At 48.6% G+C, this 22825-nt stretch carries 18 protein-coding genes and 2 tRNA genes; 3 read left to right on the top strand and 17 right to left on the bottom strand.

Annotation, left to right across the window (positions count from 1 at the left end; genetic code table 11):
• Positions 1–28: 28 nt before the first annotated feature.
• The 16 genes from rnr to orn all read right to left on the bottom strand — a co-directional run bounded on the left by rnr (position 29) and on the right by orn (position 16277).
• On the bottom strand, positions 29–2473 hold the full coding sequence (rnr, locus tag BMX14_RS01620; protein WP_092671763.1) for a ribonuclease R: 2445 nt from the start codon (positions 2471–2473) through the stop codon (positions 29–31).
• Between the two features lie 17 nt (positions 2474–2490).
• A complete protein-coding gene (nsrR, locus tag BMX14_RS01615; RefSeq protein ID WP_092671760.1) occupies positions 2491–2928 on the bottom strand; it encodes a nitric oxide-sensing transcriptional repressor NsrR in 438 nt (145 codons plus the stop codon).
• 176 nt (positions 2929–3104) lie between these two features.
• A complete protein-coding gene (locus BMX14_RS01610; RefSeq protein ID WP_092671757.1) occupies positions 3105–4403 on the bottom strand; it encodes an adenylosuccinate synthase in 1299 nt (432 codons plus the stop codon).
• 145 nt (positions 4404–4548) lie between these two features.
• Positions 4549–4737, bottom strand: a complete 189-nt coding sequence (locus BMX14_RS01605; protein ID WP_092671754.1) for a DUF2065 domain-containing protein — start codon at positions 4735–4737, stop codon at positions 4549–4551.
• A gap of 77 nt (positions 4738–4814) precedes the next feature.
• Positions 4815–5777, bottom strand: a complete 963-nt coding sequence (gene hflC / locus BMX14_RS01600) for a protease modulator HflC (protein ID WP_092671751.1) — start codon at positions 5775–5777, stop codon at positions 4815–4817.
• Positions 5770–6930, bottom strand: a complete 1161-nt coding sequence (hflK, locus tag BMX14_RS01595; RefSeq protein ID WP_092671748.1) for an FtsH protease activity modulator HflK — start codon at positions 6928–6930, stop codon at positions 5770–5772. Before hflK ends, hflC begins: the two co-directional genes overlap by 8 nt.
• A gap of 52 nt (positions 6931–6982) precedes the next feature.
• On the bottom strand, positions 6983–8266 hold the full coding sequence (gene hflX / locus BMX14_RS01590) for a ribosome rescue GTPase HflX (RefSeq protein ID WP_092671745.1): 1284 nt from the start codon (positions 8264–8266) through the stop codon (positions 6983–6985).
• 60 nt (positions 8267–8326) lie between these two features.
• Positions 8327–8623 carry an RNA chaperone Hfq gene (hfq, locus tag BMX14_RS01585; RefSeq protein WP_092671742.1) on the bottom strand — a complete coding sequence of 99 codons (297 nt, stop codon included), beginning with the start codon at positions 8621–8623 and terminating at the stop codon, positions 8327–8329.
• Positions 8624–8709: 86 nt separating this feature from the next.
• The gene (miaA, locus tag BMX14_RS01580; protein ID WP_092671739.1) at positions 8710–9657 is read right to left on the bottom strand and encodes a tRNA (adenosine(37)-N6)-dimethylallyltransferase MiaA; all 948 of its coding nucleotides are present in this window, start codon (positions 9655–9657) and stop codon (positions 8710–8712) included.
• Positions 9650–11458, bottom strand: a complete 1809-nt coding sequence (gene mutL, locus BMX14_RS01575) for a DNA mismatch repair endonuclease MutL (RefSeq protein WP_092671736.1) — start codon at positions 11456–11458, stop codon at positions 9650–9652. The genes miaA and mutL overlap by 8 nt, the downstream gene beginning before the upstream one ends.
• 29 nt (positions 11459–11487) lie before the next feature.
• Positions 11488–13074 carry an N-acetylmuramoyl-L-alanine amidase AmiB gene (gene amiB / locus BMX14_RS01570; RefSeq protein WP_092671734.1) on the bottom strand — a complete coding sequence of 529 codons (1587 nt, stop codon included), beginning with the start codon at positions 13072–13074 and terminating at the stop codon, positions 11488–11490.
• Positions 13071–13547: a tRNA (adenosine(37)-N6)-threonylcarbamoyltransferase complex ATPase subunit type 1 TsaE gene (gene tsaE, locus BMX14_RS01565; protein WP_092672446.1), complete on the bottom strand. Its 477-nt coding sequence runs from the start codon at positions 13545–13547 to the stop codon at positions 13071–13073. Before tsaE ends, amiB begins: the two co-directional genes overlap by 4 nt.
• A gap of 1 nt (position 13548) precedes the next feature.
• Positions 13549–15066, bottom strand: a complete 1518-nt coding sequence (locus BMX14_RS01560; RefSeq protein WP_196237597.1) for an NAD(P)H-hydrate dehydratase — start codon at positions 15064–15066, stop codon at positions 13549–13551.
• A 335-nt stretch (positions 15067–15401) separates the two neighbouring features.
• Positions 15402–15477, bottom strand: a tRNA-Gly gene (locus BMX14_RS01555).
• Positions 15478–15506: 29 nt separating this feature from the next.
• A tRNA-Gly gene (locus tag BMX14_RS01550) sits at positions 15507–15582 on the bottom strand.
• 149 nt (positions 15583–15731) lie between these two features.
• On the bottom strand, positions 15732–16277 hold the full coding sequence (gene orn, locus BMX14_RS01545) for an oligoribonuclease (RefSeq protein WP_092672440.1): 546 nt from the start codon (positions 16275–16277) through the stop codon (positions 15732–15734).
• Positions 16278–16380: 103 nt separating this feature from the next.
• Here orn and rsgA point away from each other — a divergent pair, with 103 nt between their 5' ends.
• The 3 genes from rsgA (at position 16381) to mscM (ending at position 21800) form a co-directional block, all read left to right on the top strand.
• Positions 16381–17430 carry a small ribosomal subunit biogenesis GTPase RsgA gene (gene rsgA / locus BMX14_RS01540; protein ID WP_092671731.1) on the top strand — a complete coding sequence of 350 codons (1050 nt, stop codon included), beginning with the start codon at positions 16381–16383 and terminating at the stop codon, positions 17428–17430.
• 100 nt (positions 17431–17530) lie between these two features.
• Entirely contained in the window at positions 17531–18460 is a 930-nt protein-coding gene (asd, locus tag BMX14_RS01535) for an archaetidylserine decarboxylase (protein WP_092671728.1), read from the top strand.
• Positions 18461–18476: 16 nt separating this feature from the next.
• Positions 18477–21800: a miniconductance mechanosensitive channel MscM gene (mscM, locus tag BMX14_RS01530; RefSeq protein WP_092671725.1), complete on the top strand. Its 3324-nt coding sequence runs from the start codon at positions 18477–18479 to the stop codon at positions 21798–21800.
• 35 nt (positions 21801–21835) lie between these two features.
• On the opposite strand, the gene epmA is transcribed toward mscM, so the two are convergent.
• Positions 21836–22816, bottom strand: coding sequence for an elongation factor P--(R)-beta-lysine ligase (gene epmA / locus BMX14_RS01525; RefSeq protein ID WP_092671722.1), 981 nt, complete (start codon positions 22814–22816; stop codon positions 21836–21838).
• Positions 22817–22825 lie beyond the last annotated feature (9 nt).

The following is a 22825-nucleotide window of genomic DNA, read 5'->3' as shown; positions in this document are numbered from 1 at the left end:
CAACATTGCCAGCAGATTCTGCTTACACTTATTCTGCACGATTTTTCTTCGCTGCACGCTTCGCTTTCGTAGCTTCCGCTATTTTACGTGTTTTTTCAGAGACTTTTTTAGGTTTTTTATTGGCGGCTTTTACGGTGCCCGCCCCCTCTTTTTTCTTCGTCCCACGAAAAGCACTATCCGGCTCGAAATTGACTTTCTTACCTGCGTTACGGCGTTTTTTGACTACACCGGAAGCGGTTTTCTTGGCGCGATCTTTCTCGGTTTTCCCTTCACCCCGCGGCTTACGCTGACTTGAGATTAACGCAAAATCGATCTTACGTTCGTCCATATGTACTGCATCAACCCGGACTTCAACCATATCGCCCAAACGGAACATTTGGCCGCTAGCTTCTCCGGTTAAACGCTGTCCAATTTGATCGTAACGGTAGTAGTCATTATCCAAGGTAGAAACATGTACCAGACCGTCAATAAATAGGTCAGCCAGCCGCACAAAGAAACCGAAATTGGTCACGCTGGAGATAACCCCCGTAAAGGTATTCCCCACCTGATCCTGCATAAAGTCGCATTTTAGCCAGTCAGCCACATCGCGTGTCGCTTCATCAGCTCGACGTTCCGTCAATGAACAGTGTTGGCCTAACTGCAACATTTGCTGCATATCGTAATGGCAACCGCCGCCTGGAGTCATTGTATCGACCGGCTGTCCTTGCTCCTTAGCGATCAGATATTTAAGTGAGCGGTGCAGCAATAAATCTGGATAACGACGGATCGGCGACGTAAAGTGCGCATAGGAGGTCAAGGCTAAACCGAAGTGTCCACGGTTTTCAGGATCGTAAATCGCCTGCTTCATCGAGCGTAGCAGCATCGTTTGCAGCATCTCCGCATCCGGTCTGTCCGCTACGGCTGTCAGTAACTCTGCATAATCAAGCGGAGTCGGTTTGTTACCACCAGTCAATGTTAGCCCCAGTTCACCCAGTACTTTTCGAAAGCTTTTGATACTTTCATCTGTCGGACGATCATGGTCACGGAACAAAACTGGCTCTTGATACTTCTCAGCAAAACGTGCCGAGGCAATATTGGCCAGAATCATGCACTCCTCGATTAATTTATGCGCAGGGTTACGGCGCAGACGCTCGACACGTTCAATGCGGCGTTCAGCATTAAAGATAAACTTCGGCTCTTCGGTCTCAAACGAGATACCGCCACGTTGCGTACGGGCTGTTTCCAGTACTTGATACATGGCATACAGCTCTTCGAGATCTTTTACCCGAGGAGCATATTGCTCACGTAGTGCTTCATCACCCTCGAGAATCGACCATACTTTATTGTAAGTAAGTCGAGCATGAGAGTTCATTACCGCTTCGTAATGTTTGTAGCCGGTTAATTTCCCACGCGCTGAAATGGTCATCTCACAGACTAGGCAGAGACGATCAACCTGTGGATTCAGCGAGCACAGCCCGTTTGATAAGACTTCGGGTAACATTGGGACAACTTGCGTGGGGAAGTAGACTGACGTCCCGCGTTTTTCGGCTTCGTGGTCCAGTGCGGTGCCAGGACGGACGTAGTAGGTCACATCCGCAATCGCGACCCACAGCCGCCAGCCGCCGCCGCGCTTTTTCTCACAATACACTGCATCATCAAAGTCACGCGCATCTTCACCATCAATGGTCACTAACGGCTGTTGACGTAAATCGATACGCCCTCGTTTAGCGCTTTCCGGGACGTCTTCACTAAGATGACTAATCTCAGCTTCCACGTCAGTGGGCCACTCGTTAGGAATTTCATGCGTGCGCAGTGCCATATCCACCGCTAAACTCGTGCCCATCTCATCACCAAGAATTTCAGTGATCTTGCCGATGGCTTTCATTCTGCGCGTAGGGCGTTTTTCTAAGGTCACCACGACCACGGCACCCATACGTGCCTGCATCGCAGGGTCCACTTCGATTAAGATATCGAAACTCAGACGACTATCGTCAGGTACCACAAAGCCTGCACCCGCGTCGGTAAAGTAGCGGCCAACAATTTGTGGGTTGCGTGGCTCTACCACACGAACCATTCTGGCTTCGCGGCGACCTTTACGATCAGCCCCCATCGGTTGGGCCAAAATGATATCGCCATGTAGGCAAAGCTTCATCTGCTCAGCGGAAAGATAATAGTCATCTTTCTGGCCTTCAACACGTAGGAAACCATAGCCATCTCGGTGACCAATCACTTTGCCACGAATAAGGTCTAAGCGCTCGGGTAAGACGTAGCATTGACGGCGAGTGAACACCAACTGTCCATCACGTTCCATGGCTCTTAAGCGGCGACGTAATGCTTCAAGTTGCTCTTCACTAGTAATATTCAGTTCCGCTGCGATTTCATCACGACGAGCGGGCGTTTCACGTTTTTCTAAATGGGCGAGGATAAACTCGCGACTCGGAATCGGATTTTCGTATTTTTCCGTTTCTCGTTGTAAAAAGGGATCTTGTGACACAGGGTCCTCCAATGTCTCTAGTGTAAGTTCTCTACGGAGATTTCAGCGTTGAAAATCCGTTTCAAGTTCCCGTCATTCGCAATGTCCGCTAAGGTGTATTTATCTAACTCAGCGAGAAATTCTTTCATCGCTTGCGCGAGTATTCTTTTCAAATGACAGGACGGTGTAATTAAGCAATGGTCACAATCGACAAGCTGTAGGGGTTCCAAACGACGGACGACATCCCCGATATTGATTGATTCTGCAGGCCTTGCAAGGCGTATTCCTCCCTGCTTTCCTCGGCTTGATTTAATAAAAGCTTCCTGATTCAATTTATGAACAATTTTAACCATATGGTGGCGAGAAATCGCATAGAGTTCGCTGACTTCAGTAATAGTCGTCATTTTATCCGCAGGCAAACTCGCCATAAATATCAATGCTCGTAGCCCATAGTCAGTAAAACTGGTCAGTTGCACATCAGCCTCAATAAATACTCCGGACGAAAGATAAATGGCTCGACTGAATTATAAACCAATCTCGATAGTGCGGGCCTTTTGTATGTAGGTCAATACACAGAGAACACTGCAAGGAAGATTTAGTCAGGTAGGAAGGAAAAACAATGGCCGGTATTATACCGGCCATTCTTATCACATTAGCTGTCAAACGGATCTCTTAAGATCATCGTTTCGCTACGGTCAGGGCCAGTAGAAATGATGTCTACTGGGATACCGGTTAATTCTTCAATACGCTCAATATAATCTAGGGCTGCTTGCGGCAGACCTTCACGGGTTTTCACACCGAAGGTGTTCTCATCCCAACCTGGCAGTGTTTCATAAATTGGCGTTAAACCTTCCCAATTTTCTGCTGCCAGAGGCGTAGTATCGACCTCTTTACCGTTAGGTAAACGATATCCCACACAGATCTTAACTTCTTTTAATCCATCAAGGACGTCTAATTTCGTTAAGCAGAAGCCTGACAGGGAGTTAATTTGTACTGCACGACGTACCGCAACAATGTCTAACCATCCAGTACGACGACGACGGCCGGTGGTTGCGCCAAATTCGTTACCTTTTTTACCTAAAAACTCACCGATATCATCGAACAGTTCTGTCGGGAAAGGACCCGCGCCCACACGGGTAGAGTAAGCTTTAACGATACCTAAAACATAATCGACGTAACGAGGTCCTAAACCACACCCCGTTGCCACGCCGCCGGCAGTGGTGTTCGAAGAGGTGACATAAGGGTAGGTACCGTGGTCGATATCTAATAGCGTACCTTGAGCGCCTTCAAACATCATAAAGTCGCCACGTATGCGCGCTTTATCGAGCAGATCAGAGACATCTACGACCATTGACGTCAAAATATCTGCCATCGCTAAGGTATCGTTTAAGATAGTGTCGTAATCAACCGCTGGCTCTTTGTAGTAGTGCACCAACTGGAAGTTGTAATAGTCGACGATCTCTTTTAGCTTAACGGCGAAGGTCTCTTTATCAAAGAGGTCGCCTACGCGTAAGCCACGACGAGCGACTTTATCTTCGTACGCTGGGCCGATACCGCGGCCGGTTGTGCCGATAGCTTTTGCGCCACGCGCTTTTTCACGCGCCACATCCATTGCAACATGGTATTGCAGGATCAGCGGACAAGCTTCAGAAATCAGTAAACGTTCACGTACTGGGACACCACGATCTTCCAGGCCTTTCATCTCTTTCATAAGAGCTTCTGGAGAAAGCACGACACCATTACCGATGATACTGGTAACATTATCACGTAGGATACCTGAAGGGATTAAGTGAAGAACGGTTTTTTCACCGTTGATGACAAGCGTATGACCCGCATTGTGTCCACCTTGATAGCGGACGACATATTTTGCGCGCTCAGTCAGCAAATCTACAATTTTACCTTTGCCTTCGTCACCCCATTGGGTGCCAAGTACGACAACATTATTACCCATTTTCTAAAACCATTGATTGCTTAAAAATGGATTCTACCACCAGCTTTTGTCGGTTTCAGCTTTTTTAATAAGCCAAAGTCGCTTTTTTATTTAAGCAAAACATTTAATGAAAAAATGATATTTCTATAGATTTATATTCTGCATATTACCTATGCATCATATAAAATATCACTATCCCCACGACGACAAAGGCACCGCCGAAGCGTCTTAAGAGCTTTTCTGGCGAACTGATTAAGGTAAGTAAACCTCTTTTCCAGACCTTAGGCAATAACATGGGACCTAAACCTTCCACAATTAATAATAATGAAACGGCCGTCCATATAGCTGAGTGCATGAGTGTTCCTTACAATAAAAGGGTCGGTAAAATCACCGACCCCACCATTCTACTAGGAATTAAACATAATTGCAGCGTTAGGGCGATTTCATAAAACGCAAAAATTCGCTGTTGTTGTCCAGAAAGAGTAATGAATTGCCGGAAGCAAAACTCTTCTCGTAGGCAGAGAGCGAACGTAAAAAAGAGAAGAACTCAGGGTCTTGCGAATAGGTGCTTGCAAAGATATTCGCCGCGGCAGCATCCCCCTCCCCACGTATTATCAAGGCTTGTCGTTGCGCTTCAGATAAGGTTTTAGTGACGCCATAATCAGCCTGTGCCCGTAATTTCTCTGCCTCTTCTTTACCCTGAGAACGCTGACTTCTCGCCACAGATTCACGTTCTGCACGCATCCGATTAAAAATTGCTTCAGAGACTTCAGTCGGCAGGTTAATCTGCTTGATACGCACATCGACAACATCAATTCCTAAAGCTGCCATACTGTTAACATTGAGGCTATCTTCTATTTCCGGGATGACAGATAGGTCTGCCTGGACAGTTTCGAGTTCGTCTTGGTCCGTGCCAGCGCTCCCTTTATTAAGAGTATCACGAACATCAGTGGTCAATCGACCCCGTGAATCTGTCACAATATCTTTAACATCAAGCCGCCCAATTTCCGACCGCAGTCGATCGCTAAACTTACGTTTTAGCAGTAGTTCTGCCCGAGAAACTTCGCCGCCCCCGGTGGCGAGATAATATCGACTAAAATCACTGATTCGCCATTTAATATAAGAGTCAACGATCAGATCTTTTTTCTCTTTAGTAACGAATCGATCCGCTTGATTATCCAGCGTTTGGATCCGTGCATCCAAGACTTTTACCGTTGACACTAAAGGCCATTTCGCATGCAATCCCGGTTCATACACCATGGGGATGTTTTGCTCATCACGTAAGACTTTACCAAAACGGACCACGATACCGCGCCCACCCTCAGGGATAATAAACCAAGCATTGAAGAGTATGACCAATGCGATTAAACCGATTGCAAGTAAGGCTTTACCCATTGTCACGTCCTCCTTGACGAGAAAAATCATCGATTGTCGATCCACTCCGATCGTTAGTGGGGCTTCCTGCCTCTCTTTTTGAGGGAGTTTGTGCGTTTTCCTGATATTTCAACAATTGCTCTAGCGGAAGTAATGTCACCGTATTGCCTTGCTGCCCAGTAAGGACTTTCGGCGTATGCGCGAGGATTTTTTCCATGGTTTCCAGATAGAGCCGCTGCTTGGTTACCTTGGGTGCAGCATGATACTCCGGTAAAATTTTATTAAAGCGAGAGGATTCCCCTTCGGCTTCAAGAACAGTGCGAGTTTTGTAAGCACGGGCATCTTCAAGTATCCGTTGGGCTTGCCCATTTGCTCTAGGTTGTACCTCATTAGCGTAGGCTTCCGCCTCACGCACGTACTGTTCTCGATTTTCGCGCGCGGCAATGGCATCATCAAATGCCGCCTTAACCTCTTCAGGGGGGCGAGCGGCCTGAAAGTTAACGTCTAGGACAGTAAGCCCCATTTGATACGGCAACATGGTCTGTTCAATTTCACGTTGAGTCTCACTGCGAACAATGGTTCGTCCCTCAGTCAGCACCCGATCCATCGTCGAACGACCGATAACGCCACGCAAGGCACTGTCTGTCGCCTGACGTAAGCTATCTTCCGCGTTCACTACTGAATAAAGGTAACGTACAGGGTCGACCACACGATATTGAACATTCATTTCAACCCGCACCACGTTCTCATCGGCCGTTAGCATGCTCCCCGTCGCGGCTAGCTCTTTTACCGAGGCAACATTCACGGCAGTCACCCGGTCAATTAAAGAAGGGTGCCAATTCAGCCCGGGTTCAACGAGATGACTATATTTCCCCAACCGAGTGACAACCCCTCGCTCGGCCTCGCCAATGGTGTAAAAACCACTGACGCCCCATAATCCTGAGACGACGAGTACTATAGGTAACAGTGTCGAGAGAACGGGCTTCGGAGGCAATGAGGAGGGATCCTGTCGCCGTCGTCCTGCTAGCCTAAACCCTTTGGCTATAACCTGACGAAACAGCTTTTCAAGGTCAGGAGGACCATGTTGTAAGTTGGCTTGATGAGAATCAGCGCAGCGAGTTTGCGCTAATGGACTGCACCGGGTTTCCTGGCTACCCGCTTGTTTCCACATCATACTAATCTCCATTTAGTGACATTGTGGAGGCCCCAACCTTGGGGCCAAATACTTATTTTATAACGTAATCGGATAAAGCAGGATAATGTTTACTTAAACGATGCCATTCAACGATCGGTAAACGGACCTGTAAACCGATTGAACCATCATCCTGATTCCATTCTTCCTCGATCGCGTCAAGTTGATATAAACGGCTACGCAGTCGACCCGCTTCGGGAGGAAGATTAAGGGTATGTTGGGCTATCTCACCAGAAAGCCGTTCTGAAAGGGCCTGCCACAGTAAAGGTAATCCTAACCCACTCTGCGCAGAAAGCCATACCCTTATCGGCACGCCCTCTTCGTTGCGATCAATACGTGGCTCGAAACCTTCTAGCTGGTCAATTTTATTCATGACATGCAATGAAGGTATCTCATCCGCCTCGATCTCAGTCAATACTTCGTCGACCGCCTCGATATTTTCATTCACACGTAAATCAGCTGCATCGATCACGTGTAATAACAGCGTGGCTTCACGAGTTTCTTGTAGAGTTGCCTTAAATGCCGCAACTAAGTCATGGGGCAGATGTCGGATGAACCCTACGGTATCCGCCAGTACCACTTCCCCGACATCAGTCACCGACAATCGCCGTAACGTCGGGTCTAGCGTTGCAAAAAGTTGGTCAGCCGCGTAGACCTCGGCCGAAGTAATACTATTAAAAAGTGTCGATTTTCCGGCGTTAGTATATCCCACTAATGAGACGGTAGGAATATCGGCCTTTGCCCGCGCTTGTCGTCCCTGTTCACGCTGCTTTTCAACTCGCTGCAATCGGGAGAGAATAAGGGTGATACGGTTACGCAATAGACGTCTGTCGGTTTCAAGCTGCGTTTCACCAGGGCCACGTAAGCCAATCCCACCTTTTTGACGTTCTAAGTGAGTCCAGCCCCGAACTAATCGAGTCGCTAAATGACGTAACTGGGCCAATTCAACCTGTAATTTACCTTCGTGCGTGCGCGCTCGCTGCGCAAAGATATCGAGAATAAGACCTGTACGATCGATGACTCGACATTCGCACAATTTTTCTAAATTTCGTTCTTGGGCGGGGCTTAGGGCATGGTCGAAAATCACGACACTGGCCCCGGTAGCGTTGACCGCATCAGCGATCTCTTCTGCCTTGCCTTCACCGACGAAATATTTGGGGTGGGGGGATTTACGGCTTCCCGTAACGACTTGCAGGGCTTCAACCCCTGCGGAAGAGACAAGTGTTTCGAACTCTTGTAGATCTTCGCTTTCTTTATCTTGTGAAAACCAGATATGAACTAAGACGGCCTGTTCGCCGGCATCATAACGCTCAAACAAGCGGTAACCTCACTGAAAGGGTGACAACCAGAGAGCCTGAACTCTCCGGTCGAAAGGAAATTACTCTGCAGACTCACCTTCATGGTGTGAACCCGTACCAGCAGCGCCATTATTATGATAATTGCTGCTACCTGGTGCATTGGTGTGGTGAGAAACAGGGCGCGATGGCACGACGGTTGAGATAGCGTGCTTATAAACCATTTGACTCACGGTATTTTTTAATAAAATGACGAATTGGTCAAAAGATTCAATTTGCCCTTGAAGCTTAATACCGTTAACCAAGTAAATAGAGACGGGTACACGCTCGCGACGCAAAGCGTTTAAAAACGGGTCTTGTAATGATTGCCCTTTAGCCATTCTATCTTTTCCTTATACGTTCGTAGTGTAATTATTATAGAGTTTAGAAACCGCTATGGCATACCATGCCTGAAGATTGTAAATAATCAATCAGTTATAGCACGAATAACGTTTAAAACTTTCTCACGAGCCTGAACGGGTTGCAGGCTATCAAGCCAAACAAGTGCTTTCCACCCCCGCAACCACGTCATTTGTCGTTTAGCCAACTGGCGAGTGGCACATATGCCACGGAAAACCATTTCATTATAATCTATTTCGCCGTCAAGCCATGACCACATTTGTCGATAACCGACACAACGCACAGAAGGCATGTCGACATGAAGGTCACCACGCTGATAGAGCGCCCTAACTTCATCTTCAAAGCCCTCATCTAGCATTTGCTGGAAACGCATTTCAATCCTTTGATGAAGCACTTCACGGTCTTGAGGAGCGATAGCGAACTGATACACGTCATAAGGAAGCGCTTCCCCTGCCGTTTCAGTTAACTCTGTTAGAGTTTTACCTGAAATGAGAAAAACTTCCAGTGCTCGCGTCAGTCTTTGTGGATCGTTAGGGTGAATTCTCGCTCCCGCCTTCGGATCTCTCAGACAAAGTTCTTGGTGAAGAGTTTCCCAACCTTCTAATTTTGCCCGTTGTTCCAATTGCTGGCGGATCTCAGGATTGGCAGAAGGTAGAGGCGACAAACCTTCGAGTAACGCTTTAAAGTAAAGCATCGTCCCCCCCACCAATATAGGAATCGCCCCGCGTTGCGTGATTTCAGCCATTTTCTGCAAAGCATCCCGACGAAAATCAGCCGCAGAGTAACTTTGGCTAGGATCGATCAGATCCAATAAATGATGTGGGGCTGCGGCCTGTTCCACCACAGTCGGTTTTGCTGTGCCAATATCCATGCCGCGATACACCAGTGCCGAATCAACACTAATAATCTCTACGGGCAAGGTTTTCGCCAGTTCAATGGCTAAGGCCGTTTTACCAGACGCCGTAGGCCCCATGATAAAAATGGCTTTAGGTAATGGGGATGTCATGTCATTCATTTAATAGTGCTTCAAAAAAAGGATCTAAGTGTAACGACTGAATGAGGCCCGCTGGGGGGGTGCTCACCTGTTCGGGCGCCAGCCGTTCTAAATCGGCTAAAAGGCTAATCGCTTGTGAGTGGCTCCAAGTCGGGTCAGTACTCATACTCTTTCCCGCTAACCATGATGCTAACGCGGCTTGATTGACATCAGAGGCCGAGGACAACCACGTAATGAGTTCTGGCAGTAATCTTTGTAGATTCTGGGTACGCATAGGTAAAGGCACCGCACGCAGCGTACTGTAGTGACCGTCGTTCTGTAGATCCATCCCGAAGCGTTGCAGTAACTCACTATGCTCAGTAATAATCTGCTTCTCCGCCGCGCTACTTTTCACGCGTAACGGAATAAGTAAGGGTTGCGATACCAGCGGCTGAGTAGCCGGATTCAGCTGTTTTGCCAGCACCAAACTCGCCGCTTTGGTTAAAGAGAGCAGGGCAAGACCACTTGAACGCTCGAGGAGCGCAAAGCGTTGGTCACAGACCGTTAAGACTCGCCCGAAACCTTGAGAATGTCCCGCTAAAGGTTCGCTATAGTCAACCGCCAAGGTATCTTTCTTCACCTCTTCCACTTTTGGGGTCGAACTCACTAAGCGCTGATAAACTTCAGCCTCTTTCTTGCGATAAGGCTCAGGCGAATAATTACGCTGTCCAGTAGCCGATTGGCTCGGTTGTGCGAACTTATTTTTACCCGCCGAGCTACGGTTCTCCGCAATGACTGGTTGGGACAATGGCGCGGGTTGACGTTCCTCTAGCGTTAAGTCGGTTTCACCCGGCGTCAACGCACTGGCTATGCCTTGATAAATAAAGTCATGCACTAGCCGTGATTGATGAAAGCGAACCTCGTGTTTTGCCGGATGGACATTCACATCAACTTGATGAGGATCCACCGTGAGAAAAAGCACATACGCAGGCGTTTGCTGTTGACCAATATGTTCTTGATAGGCTTGGCGGATAGCATGATTAATCAGTTTATCGCGCATCATACGACCATTAACATAGCAGTATTGGGTCTCGCTAGCATTTTGCGCATAATCGGGAGAGACCACCCAGCCTTCAATGCCTAAGCCATCATGTTGCCAATCTATATGCACGGCCTGTGAGACAAAGTTAGCCCCACAAATCGCGGTCAGCCGCTGCTGTTTCTGCTTCTCATTATTCGCTACACGGTAGTGTCGGACCGTTTTACCATTGTGGATAAGAACAAATTCGACATCGAAACGGGCTAACGCGATACGCCGAATCACCTCATCGATATGGGCAAATTCAGTTTTTTCGGTACGTAAAAATTTACGTCGAGCGGGCGTATTATAGAATAAATCGAGGACTTCTAAGGTCGATCCGCAAGGATGCGCGGCGGGCTTAAGACTGACGTTCATCTCACGCCCTTCAGCGTAGGCCTGCCAGGCTTCTTGCTGCGTCTCGGGACGCGAAGTTAGCGTAAGCCGGGAAACCGAGCTAATACTGGCCAGTGCTTCGCCTCGAAACCCCAGACTCATTATCGCCTCAAGATCGTCCAACGAGGCAATCTTACTGGTCGCATGGCGAGCGAGCGCCAACGAAAGTTGTTCTTTATCGATTCCACAGCCGTTATCTCGAATGGCAATCCGTTTAGCGCCGCCCTTATCGATCTCAATATGAATACGCGTTGCTCCGGCATCAAGACTATTTTCAATAAGTTCTTTCACCACAGAGGCAGGGCGCTCTACCACTTCCCCCGCAGCAATTTGGTTAGCCAGCTGCGGCGGTAAAATCTGAATTGGCATATAAAATCCTCTGCGGTGACCTCTTCGCGCTACGGTTGCGGAATTAACAAGGTCTGACCTAACATCACATTGGCGGAACGAAGCTTATTCTTAGTAATGATAGTTTGGGCACTCACCCCATATTTCAAGGCTATTGCATTTAATGAGTCCCCACGAACGACTTTATGTCTGATCACCTTCGTCGGTGACAAAGCGGTTCCTTTCACACCACCAATTCGTAAACGCTGACCTACCCATACTCCCGACTTTTTTAATTTATTTTGTGTCATGATCGATTGACTGCTCACACCATACCGAGCGGCAATTCCCGATAACGTTTCACCGCGTTGGACGACGTGTAATTGGTTTCCTTGAGTCGAGACGGTTTGAGCCGGACTGGCCACCGCCGGACGGTTTTCGCTGGTAGTAATAAATTGGTAAGGATGACTGCGGAAGTAAGCGCGTAATCCCCGATAAATCGCATGGGCGATTTTGGTTTGATAAGCCGAGTTACCGAGCAACTTCTCTTCTTGCGCATTACTGATAAATCCGGTCTCCACTAGGAGTGAGGGAATATCCGGCGAGCGGAGTACGCCTAAACTCGCGTGCTCTGGCAGACGTTTGTGTAAAGGGGTCACTTGTCGAAGATTCTGCAAAACCTTGGTCGCCACGTCATAGCCAACACGTTGTGAATGACCAAATTGAAGATCAAGTACGGCTTGGCTTAAGTAGGGATCAGACTGGCTATTGGCCAGTAAGTCTCCGGCTCCGCCGAGTAGTTCAGACTGTTTCTCGGTTTGTTCTAACCAGTTCGCCATTTCTGAGTTTGCGCGGCGATTAGAGAGTACCCACACCGATGCGCCGCTCGCAGAATGCACAGGAGCCGAGTCAGCGTGTATAGAAACTAATAAACTCGCATTCTCTTTACGAGCAACTTCTGAACGTCCCATTACCGAAATAAAGTAATTACCGTTTCGGGTTAACACCGGTTTGAACATGGGATCTGCATCGAGAAATTTCTTTAATTTGCGGGCAATCGCGAGGGTCACATTTTTTTCTTTTAAACCATGTTGACCAATAGCCCCCGGATCTTGCCCACCATGCCCTGCATCGATCGCCACAATCACCACCTGATTACGGGCGACTTGCCCACCGGGATAGCTGGTGGTGTTACTATTGGTAACGGCAGTTTTTACTGACGTGAAAGGGTTTTTCTCGACCTGTTTAGCCACCGCGGCTGCCGGCGGCGCGGCTTTGCCATTAAGCGTGACCACCACTTGCCACTGGCTACCAACCTGTCGGGTCGTCACCGATGACCCTGAGGACTGTGTCAATTCAAATACGAGTCGAATCGCCTGTTGATTCGGCGGTTGGCTGGTGCGAATACGCTTGACAAGATTGGCCCCACTAAAGCTGAGTGGGAGACCTTTAATGGCACCACTTTCATGGATATCTATCACAAAACGTTCGGGATTGTGCAAACTGAACCACGATGAGGTGGGCTTATCCGCAAAACTTAAGGTCACTATTGATTGTGTCTCTCGATTATCCACCTGAATATCCGAGAGCGATGCCGCCACTACCGCTCGACTAACGAGGCAACATAGTACGACGAAAATTAGCCGCCGTATGGTCATGCCTCGCCCTCGTCACACGCAATTTTTTGTAATAAATGTTCACCCCACGGTGAGCTTGCAACAATCTCCGCTTCTCTTCCCTCACCTTGATACGCTAAGGTAATGGTGAGGTCCGGCGATGGCAAAATACCGGCTCCCTGCTGAGGCCACTCCACTAAACAGATAGCATCGCCAGTAAAATAGTCACGTACCCCCATGAACTCGAGTTCTTCAGGGTCAGCAAGACGATAAAGATCGAAGTGATAAGCTAAGCGATGATTAATTTCATAAGGCTCCACCAGCGTGTAGGTGGGGCTTTTTACATTCCCTTGGTGGCCTAGCGCTTGCAGAAAACCACGGCTAAAGGTTGTTTTCCCCGCCCCTAAGTCGCCGACCAAATAGATAATAGTCGCTTGCGCACTGGCCTTTGCTAAGCGGGCACCTAATGCCAAAGTGTCCGCTAACTCAGTCAGCATAAATGTTTTTGTTATCATGTTACTCATTGAGATCCTGAAGTGGATTGACACTTATTCTTAATTTTTCAATCACATCCAGAGCAAGCATTCCGCGCATTCCGTGGTCATTCGCCACGAGATCAGCGGCATGGCCATGGGCAACAACGGCGGCACAGGCGGCTTCAAACGGTTCCAGCCCTTGACCGAGGAGGGCCGTGACTACGCCAGTTAACACATCACCCATCCCCCCACTCGCCATACCAGGATTACCGACATAGGCAATTGAGGTGGCTGAGCCATCGGTAATTATGGTACCTGAGCCTTTCAAAACGGCGACCCCGCCAAAACGCTGCACCAATAGATGCGCCGCCGCTAAGCGGTCAGCCTCTACCTCAGCAACGCTGATCCCCAGTAATCGGGCTGCTTCTCCAGGATGTGGAGTCAGGACCCGATTTTGACGTTTATCCGGTTCGATTGCTAGGAGGTTTAGCGCATCTGCATCCCATACCATGGTTTTTTTACTTAATTTTACGTCTTCAAGCGCATTTTTTGCCCAGTCGGATTGGCCAAGTCCCGGACCAATCGCCACAATATCTGCCCAATCCAGTGCCTCTTTAAGCGATTGAGGGGTCAGTTCTGCGACCATCAACTCAGGCCTTGCGGCCAATAATGGCACTATATTCGAGGGATGGGTCAATACTCGGGCGAGACCTGCTCCGCTTCGTAGCGCGGCCTCACCACTGAGCCGTATAGCACCTGCTGTCCCCTCTGCGCCCCCAATAATCACCACTTTTCCCATATCGCCTTTGTGGGCGCTGGCTTGGCGTTGGGGTAACCATTGCGGCAAATGCCGAGCAGTAAGGCATTCAATCGGTGGCGAAAGCTGAGGCAATAATCGAGAAAGTCCCAAGTCGGCCACCCACAATTTACCGCTGTAGGCTCGCCCCTTACCGGTTAACAACCCCGGTTTTAATGTAATAAAAGTCAGTGTGACTGCCGCCTGTAATGCAGAACCTAGTGGCTGACCTGTTCGAGCTTCTAAGCCCGATGGAATATCGACGGCTAATACGGGCGCGGCGTGATGATTCGCTAAGTCGATCAACCCTTGGCTTTCCTCGCGAGGAGCCTGATGTAAGCCAATACCAAAAAGCGCGTCAACAATGAGATCGATATCGCATGGCCAAGGATCGCCTGCGGATAATGGGGCTTGAGGCGCAACATTATCCCACACCGCTTTGGCACGCGCTGCCTCGACCGGTCTCTCATTGTGCAACCTAGCCTCTACAACCGTCACTTTGATGCCAGCTTGGTGAAGAAGATAAGCCAGTACAAATCCATCACCACCATTATTTCCGGTTCCACAAAGTATCAAGCAGTGTCGTGCGTCCGCATAGTGTTTGGAAACCAGCCTTGCAAGCGCCTCACCCGCTTGCCACATCAAGGTATAAGGGGAGCCATCATGCTTATGGCATAATTTCTGTTCAAGTCCTGCAATATCGCCGACAGGCCAACAATGGCTTGGAAGCTGTTCATTAACCGTTGATATACCACGCATCATTTCGACTCCTACTCAAATCTCGCTAACCGAGCGATGGAAGAATAAATAAGAAGAATAGGTCGAAACCGGCCTAAGCGACAGAATTACAACGATAATTTCTCTGTGAATAGCTTTTTTGGTCTGAGGGAGGTAATAGGCGTTATATAAAAAAAACCAGGGAGTAGAAAATAAAAATACCATAGTAATCATACAGATATGATTATTCGCGTAATTCGAGTTGTTAGAATCCAGCGTTGGACACCCTGTGGATAACTCTGTTGAAAAGTCTTACAAGTACTGAAGAAACCTGTACTACAGATTGGCGTGATTATGAATGGATGATGGCTATAAAAATTTGGAGCGGGAAACGAGATTCGAACTCGCGACCCCGACCTTGGCAAGGTCGTGCTCTACCAACTGAGCTATTCCCGCATTATGGTGGGTACGACTAAGTGACATCCTGGAGCGGGAAACGAGATTCGAACTCGCGACCCCGACCTTGGCAAGGTCGTGCTCTACCAACTGAGCTATTCCCGCGTCCTGAACAGTAAAAATATTTATTACCGTTACGGGGTGCGAATTATACGAGAATAATCGTCCTGTGCAACCCCCCTACACCGCTTTTTTTATTTTTTCGTTCCAACTGCCGATTTACTCGGCAGTTTGCGCAGTTATTATCCTAAAAGTTACAACTTTAGAAAGTTTTCACGGTAAAATGCCAACTCGGCGATGGATTCTCGAATATCGTCCAGCGCTTGATGTGTCCCTTTTTTATGAAACTTTTGTAAAATATCTGGCTTCCAACGACGCGCCAACTCTTTCAACGTACTGACATCCAGTGCGCGATAGTGAAAATAGTTTTCAAGCTGTGGCATGTAGTTAACTAAAAAACGACGGTCCTGTCCGATAGAGTTACCACAGATAGGTGAACTGTTTTCGGGTACCCACTGTTTTAGAAATTCTAAGGTTAGCTGCTCTGCCTCCGCTTCCGACACGGTACTCTGCCTAACCCGCGCGACCAATCCGCTTTGGGTATGTGTGTTAACGTTCCACTCATCCATTAAGGCGAGCTGTTCGTCGCTTTGGTGCACAGCCAATACTGGCCCTTCAGCAAGCACAGTTAAATTCGCATCGGTCACTATCGTGGCGATCTCAATAATCCGATCACGTAATGGGTCTAACCCCGTCATTTCTAAGTCGATCCAAATAAGATTATCTTTATTTTGCGTCATCATCGCCCTCGCTTACCGGCTAAATTCGCCATTTGTTCTCATTAAGGTGTATCATAGACCTTTTGCCCCCTCAGGGCGAAACATCTATTAGGTGAGAGGTTGTGTGAGTAAAAATAAACTATCAAAGGGCCAACAACGGCGAGTTAATGCCAACCATCAACGTCGGTTACAGCAACGTGAGGGAAAAGTGGAGCCTGATGATAGCCTATTTGCTGAACCTCAAGACGGCCGGGTGATTAGCCGTTTCGGTATGCACGCCGATATTGAAGATCCACAAGGCCAAATTTGGCGCTGTAATTTACGTAGAACGATTCGCTCATTGGTCACCGGCGACCGTGTGGTATGGCGTGCGCCTTTAGAAGGTATGGGTAAAGGTATTGTTGAGGCCGTCCACGAACGACAATCGGTACTGACCCGCCCCGATTACTACGATGGGATCAAACCCATTGCCGCTAATATCGACCAAATCATTATTGTCTCCGCAATTTTACCTGAGTTGTCATTAAATATTATTGACCGCTACTTAGTGGCCTGCGAAACCCTGAACATCGCCCCCCTATTAGTATTGAATAAGACCGATCTCCTCGACGATGACGCCATGGCATTTGTGGATGAGCAGATGGCAATCTATCAAGATATTGGTTACCCCGTGTTAAAGGTTTCTAGCCATCAGCGGGAAGGACTTCAGCCGCTCGAAGAGGCGTTAACTGATCGAGTCAGTATTTTTGCTGGGCAGTCGGGCGTCGGTAAATCGAGCTTATTGAACGCGTTATTAGGCTTTGATACCCTCGATAATAATGCCATCTTAACTAACGACGTTTCAGATAACTCAGGCTTAGGTCAACATACCACTACCGCTGCTCGGCTCTATCACTTCCCACAAGGTGGCGATGTTATCGACTCACCGGGGGTACGTGAGTTTGGACTATGGCACTTGGAGCCGGAACAAATCACTCAAGGATTTGTCGAATTTAAACAGTATTTGGGCCTGTGTAAGTTTAGAGATTGCAAACATCTTGACGATCCAGGTTGCGCGCTGCGTCACGCCGTTGAGATAGGCGAGATTGATGAACAGCGTTTCGAGAATTATCATCGCATCCTCGAGAGCATGGCTTCAGTTAAAATAAGAAAAAATTTCACCAGTAAAGAGTAGTCGCCGTTAAGGCTTAATCCCTCTTACTTTACACACCTATACGGTTGTGGCATTACCCACAATAACATTTTAGAACGATTGAGTACGCCAGGAGGCGCCCGTGTTAGATAAGTTGAAATTAGGTATCAACGCTCTTCTTCCTAAGAAACAACTCACAGAACTTGCAGGTTGGGGAGCAAGTCGCCAAGCTGGCTGGCTAACCAAGGCCGTTATTGATATTTTCGTCTGGTATTACAAAGTGAATATGCAAGAAGCCGCTAAACCAGATACCGGGAGCTACCGGAGTTTTAACGAGTTTTTTGTACGGCCGTTAAAGGATGAAGCTCGGGTGATTGATCATGCGCCGAATATCCTTGTCCAACCTGCAGACGGCGCAGTAAGCCAATGTGGGCGTATCGACGAAAACCAAATTTTCCAAGCTAAAGGACACTATTATACGCTGGAAGCCCTGCTGGCAGGGAATGAAGAACGCGCGCAGCACTTTTACAATGGTCAATTTATTACCACCTACTTGGCCCCGCGCGATTACCACCGTGTGCATATGCCATGTAATGGCATTTTACGCGAAATGGTCTATGTCCCCGGCGATCTGTACTCCGTTAATCCCCTAACAGCACAAAATATTCCAAACCTCTTCGCCCGCAATGAGCGCGTTATCTGCTATTTCGATACCGATATGGGGCCTATGGTGCAAATCTTAGTTGGTGCAACCATTGTCGGGAGTATTGAAACCGTTTGGGCAGGTACCATCACCCCACCGCGTGAAGGCGTTATTCAGCGTTGGCATTACCCTCAAGCTGACGAGAAAGGCGCGATTGTCTTACTGAAAGGCCAAGAGATGGGCCGTTTTAAACTCGGCTCTACTGTCATCAACTTATTCGCTCCAGATCAAGTCCGCCTCAGTGAAGCATTAGAAGCTCAGGCTCCGACAAGAATGGGGCAGCCTTTAGCGGAAAAAATCGCTACCAAGGCGCCTACCTCTACCCCACCACAAAATGAAAGTGGCACGGTAGAACAGACCGAAGCCTAACACTGAGGGCCTGGCAGTGCGTATATTACCCGTTATTCTACTGAGCTTAGGGCTTAGTACTACTTTCGTTAGTGATGCACTGCCTGAACCCCCGCAGATCCGGCAAGCGCTGGAACAAGCGCAAAATAGTAAAAACCCCGCTGCACAAACCGACATTATTCAAGCCTTAAAAAGTGCGCTGGATTACACTAACCAGCGTAATCAATCGATTGAATACGCGCGGCAATACCAGCAAGTTATTGATAACTATCCGCAACTTGCGGCGACTTTGCGCCAACAAATTACCACGCTTAATGAAACCAGTAAGCGGGTTAATCCTGCGTTATCCAGTAGCGATATCGAACAAGAGATCTTGCGTGTCAGTAGCCAACTGTTGGAAGAAGGGCGCTTAGCACAACAGGAGCAGGACCAGGCTCGGGAAATCAGTGACTCACTCACTCAACTTCCCAGTGATCAAACAGATGCTCGACGGGCGCTCTCTGAAAGCGATCGTCGCTTACAAAATTACCAACTCTCCTCAACGCCACTTGGCCAAGCCCGGGGCAATGCTTACGAGACAGAAAACGCAGCCAACAAAGCACGGGTTAATGAGCTGGAACTGGCACAGCTCTCTGCCAATAATCGGCAAGAGCTTGCAAAGTTACGTGCTGAGTTACATCAAAAAACGATTGCGCAGCTCGATGCCTATCTTCAAGCCCTGCGCACCCGACAAAGTGCGCTCCGCCAAGATGAGGCGCAGCGCGCCTTAGAACGTACAGAGCAACTGGCAGAAAATAGTGGTGACTTACCGCCAGTTATTCATGAGCAATTCACCGTTAACCGCGAGCTCTCGGCTGCACTGAACCAGCAAGCCCAACATATGGAGCTGGTCTCTTCTCAGCAACGACTTGTCGCCAACCAAACACAGCAAGTGCGTCAAGCGCTCTCCACTCTACGCGAACAATCACAGTGGTTAGGCGAGTCAACGCTATTGGGTGAGGCACTGCGCGCGCAAGTGGCTCGATTACCTGATGCACCGAAATCCCAGCAGATCGATAGTGAAATGGGTGAACTACGTGTTCAGCGTCTGCATTACGAAGACCTACTCGCCCGCCAGCATGCGTTACGCGAGACACGTCAAGCCAGCGGTAAATCGATTACCAGCGAGCAACGGCGGATCCTCGATGCACAGCTCAATACGCAGGGCGAGTTACTCAATTCATTAATTTCAGGCTGTGATGCCTTAATTTTAGAAATCACTAAATTAAAAGTCGCGTATACACAGCTACAAGATGCCTTGGGCGATGTCACGGATGCCACACACCGATATCTTTTTTGGACGGCGGATATCAATCCCATCACCCTGCATTACCCACTTCAGGTCGTGCAAGACCTAACTCGGTTATTATCTTTAGACAGTTTGGGGCAATTAGGTAAGGCCTTGGTGATGGTTGCCACTAGCCGAGAGTCTATTTTACCGGTCATTGGCGCGCTAATATTAGTGATCGTAAGCCTGAGCTCACGTCGCCACTATCACGCCTTTCTTGCACGGTCTGCCAGCCGTATTGGTAAAGTGACCCAAGATCGCTTTTCCCTAACGTTACGCACCGTATTCTGGTCAATACTCGTCGCCCTACCCTTACCGGTTCTGTGGGCGACGCTCGGTTATGGGCTACAACGCGCTTGGCCTTATCCGATTGCGGTAGCCGTGGGTGATGGCGTGACGGCTACCCTGCCCTTACTCTGGGCCTTCATGATCAGTGCGACCTTCGCCCACCCAAATGGCCTGTTTATCGCCCATTTCCGTTGGCCATCACAGGCGGTGTCACGAGCGGTTCGCTATTACTCCCTCAGTATCGGCTTTATCGTTCCCCTAACGATGGTATTAATCACCTTCGACAATATTGAAGATCGTCCATTTACCGCCTCATTGGGTCGACTAAGTTTTATTCTGATCTGTATCGCGCTGACTATTGTATCCAATGCGCTACGCCGTGCTGGCCTGCCTCTCTATTTTGACCGGCAGGGTAATAGTCACAATATGGTCAACCGCTTACTGTGGGATATCATGATCCTTATCCCACCTATTGCGATTATTGCCTCGCTACTGGGTTATCTGGCTACTGCTCAAGCACTCTTAGCGAGAGTCGAGAGTTCAGTGGGAATCTGGTTTTTATTGCTGATCGTTTACCATATTATTCGTCGTTGGATGTTAATCCAGCGTCGCCGTATCGAGTTTGACCGCGCACGCCAACGTCGGGCAGAGATCCTCGCCAGCCGTGCACGAAGTCATCAAGAGGATGACAGCACCGCACTAAATAGCGAAAGCCAAGAGACGATTGAAGAGCCAGTGATTGATCTCGATACCATTAGTGCGCAGTCGCTACGCTTAGTACGCTCGCTGCTCGCGCTGGTCGCGCTTTTTGCCTTAATTCTACTTTGGTCCGAGCTACACTCTGCGTTCGCCTTCCTTGAGAATATCCCACTGTGGGGGGTGACCTCGTCGATTCAAGGCGTGGAGAGCGTACAAGAGGTGACATTAGGCGCGGTGCTGATTGCTATCTTAGTATTGATCATCACCCTGCAGCTAGTGAGAAATATGCCAGCGATGCTTGAGCTGGCTATCTTACAGCATCTCAGTCTCGCGCCGGGAACAGGCTATGCCATCACCACGCTAACTAAGTATTTATTAATGATTATCGGCGTAATGATGGGCTTCTCAATGCTTGGTATCGACTGGTCTAAGTTACAATGGCTAGTCGCGGCAATGGGTCTGGGATTAGGCTTCGGTTTACAGGAAATTTTCGCAAACTTTATCTCAGGCCTGATTATTCTGTTTGAGAAACCGATCAGAATTGGTGATACCGTCACCATACGAGACTTAACCGGCACTATCTCGCGGATTAATACCCGTGCGACGACTATTACGGACTGGGATCGAAAGGAAATTATTGTGCCTAACAAAGCCTTTATTACCGAACAGTTTATTAACTGGTCCTTGTCGGATGCCCATACACGAGTGGTATTAAACATCCCGGCCCCCCCTCATGTCAGCAGCGCCGTAGTGACTGATTTACTTCTGGCGGCAGCTAACCGCTGCAGTTATGTCTTAAAAACGCCCGCAGCAGAAGCGTTTTTAGTGGATATCCATCAAGGTATTCAACTGTTTGAATTAAGAATTTATGCCGCTGAGATCGGACACCGTATGCCACTGCGTCACGACCTGCATCAACAGATTCTAAATAGCTTTAATGAACATAATATAGAGCTGCCTTACCCGCCTGTTCAGGTAAGGATGGAACAAGTCGGTAAATCAGCGGCGGCCATGCAGTCAACCCAGTACCACGCGGGTGGCCTGTAATACACTCAGCCAGTCATCGTGACTGGCTGGGGTGATTAGCTATTCTCGACGGTAAAGGCCATAACCTCTTTTAACGAGTCCGCTTTCAGGGCAAGCATAACCAAACGGTCAATGCCCAATGCCACCCCCGAGCAGTCAGGCATACCGGCACTTAGTGCCGCCAATAGACGCTCATCGATCGGATGTTCAGGTAACCCCATTAGCTGGCGACGACGGTTATCCGCGACAAAGCGTTGACGCTGCTCATCACTATTGGTTAATTCACGGAAACCATTGGCCAACTCTACGCCTTTGAAATAGACTTCGAAGCGCTCAGCTACACGATGGTCTTCGGTACTGATCTCAGCCAACGCCGCTTGGGATGCAGGGAAGTGATAGACGAAGGCGGGTTTATTTTCTTGCCCTATCTGCGTTTCAACGCCTAGCATAAATAACAGCTGAAGGACGGTATCCCGGTCCTCTTCTCGCTCAACTAAATCTCCTACGCCAAGTTTCTCTGCGCAGGTCACTAATTGCTCTTTGTCTGCCGTGAGCGGATCAATCCCTAAATAGCGCTGGAAAGCTTGTTGATAGGAAAGCGTTTCTGCGGGTTCGCACTCAATAATCTGCTGCAGTAAATCATCAACTTCATTCATCAACCGATACATATCGTAATGCGGACGATACCACTCAAGCATAGTGAATTCTGGGTTATGATGACGTCCAGCTTCCTCATTACGGAAGCAACGACTCATTTGATAGATCGGCCCGCTGCCTGCGGTCAGCAAACGTTTCATATGATATTCAGGGCTAGTCATTAACCATAAATCACGCCCTTGTGCCGCACCAGGCCCCACAAAGCGCGTGATAAAAGGGACCAGATGAATATCTGTCACCGTCGCTTGGCTCATTGCGGGGGTTTCGACTTCTAAAACTCCACGATCAGCAAAGAAACGCCGAATATCGGCTAGCAAATTTGCACGCTTAAGCAGATTGACAATAGGCGCGCTCGGCAGCCACAAGTCCGATTCGTTCATCAAGATTAT

Origin of the sequence: Rosenbergiella nectarea (assembly GCF_900111105.1) — a bacterium.
Taxonomy (GTDB): Bacteria; Pseudomonadota; Gammaproteobacteria; order Enterobacterales; family Enterobacteriaceae; genus Rosenbergiella; species Rosenbergiella nectarea.
This window is presented reverse-complemented; position numbering and strand designations above follow the sequence as displayed.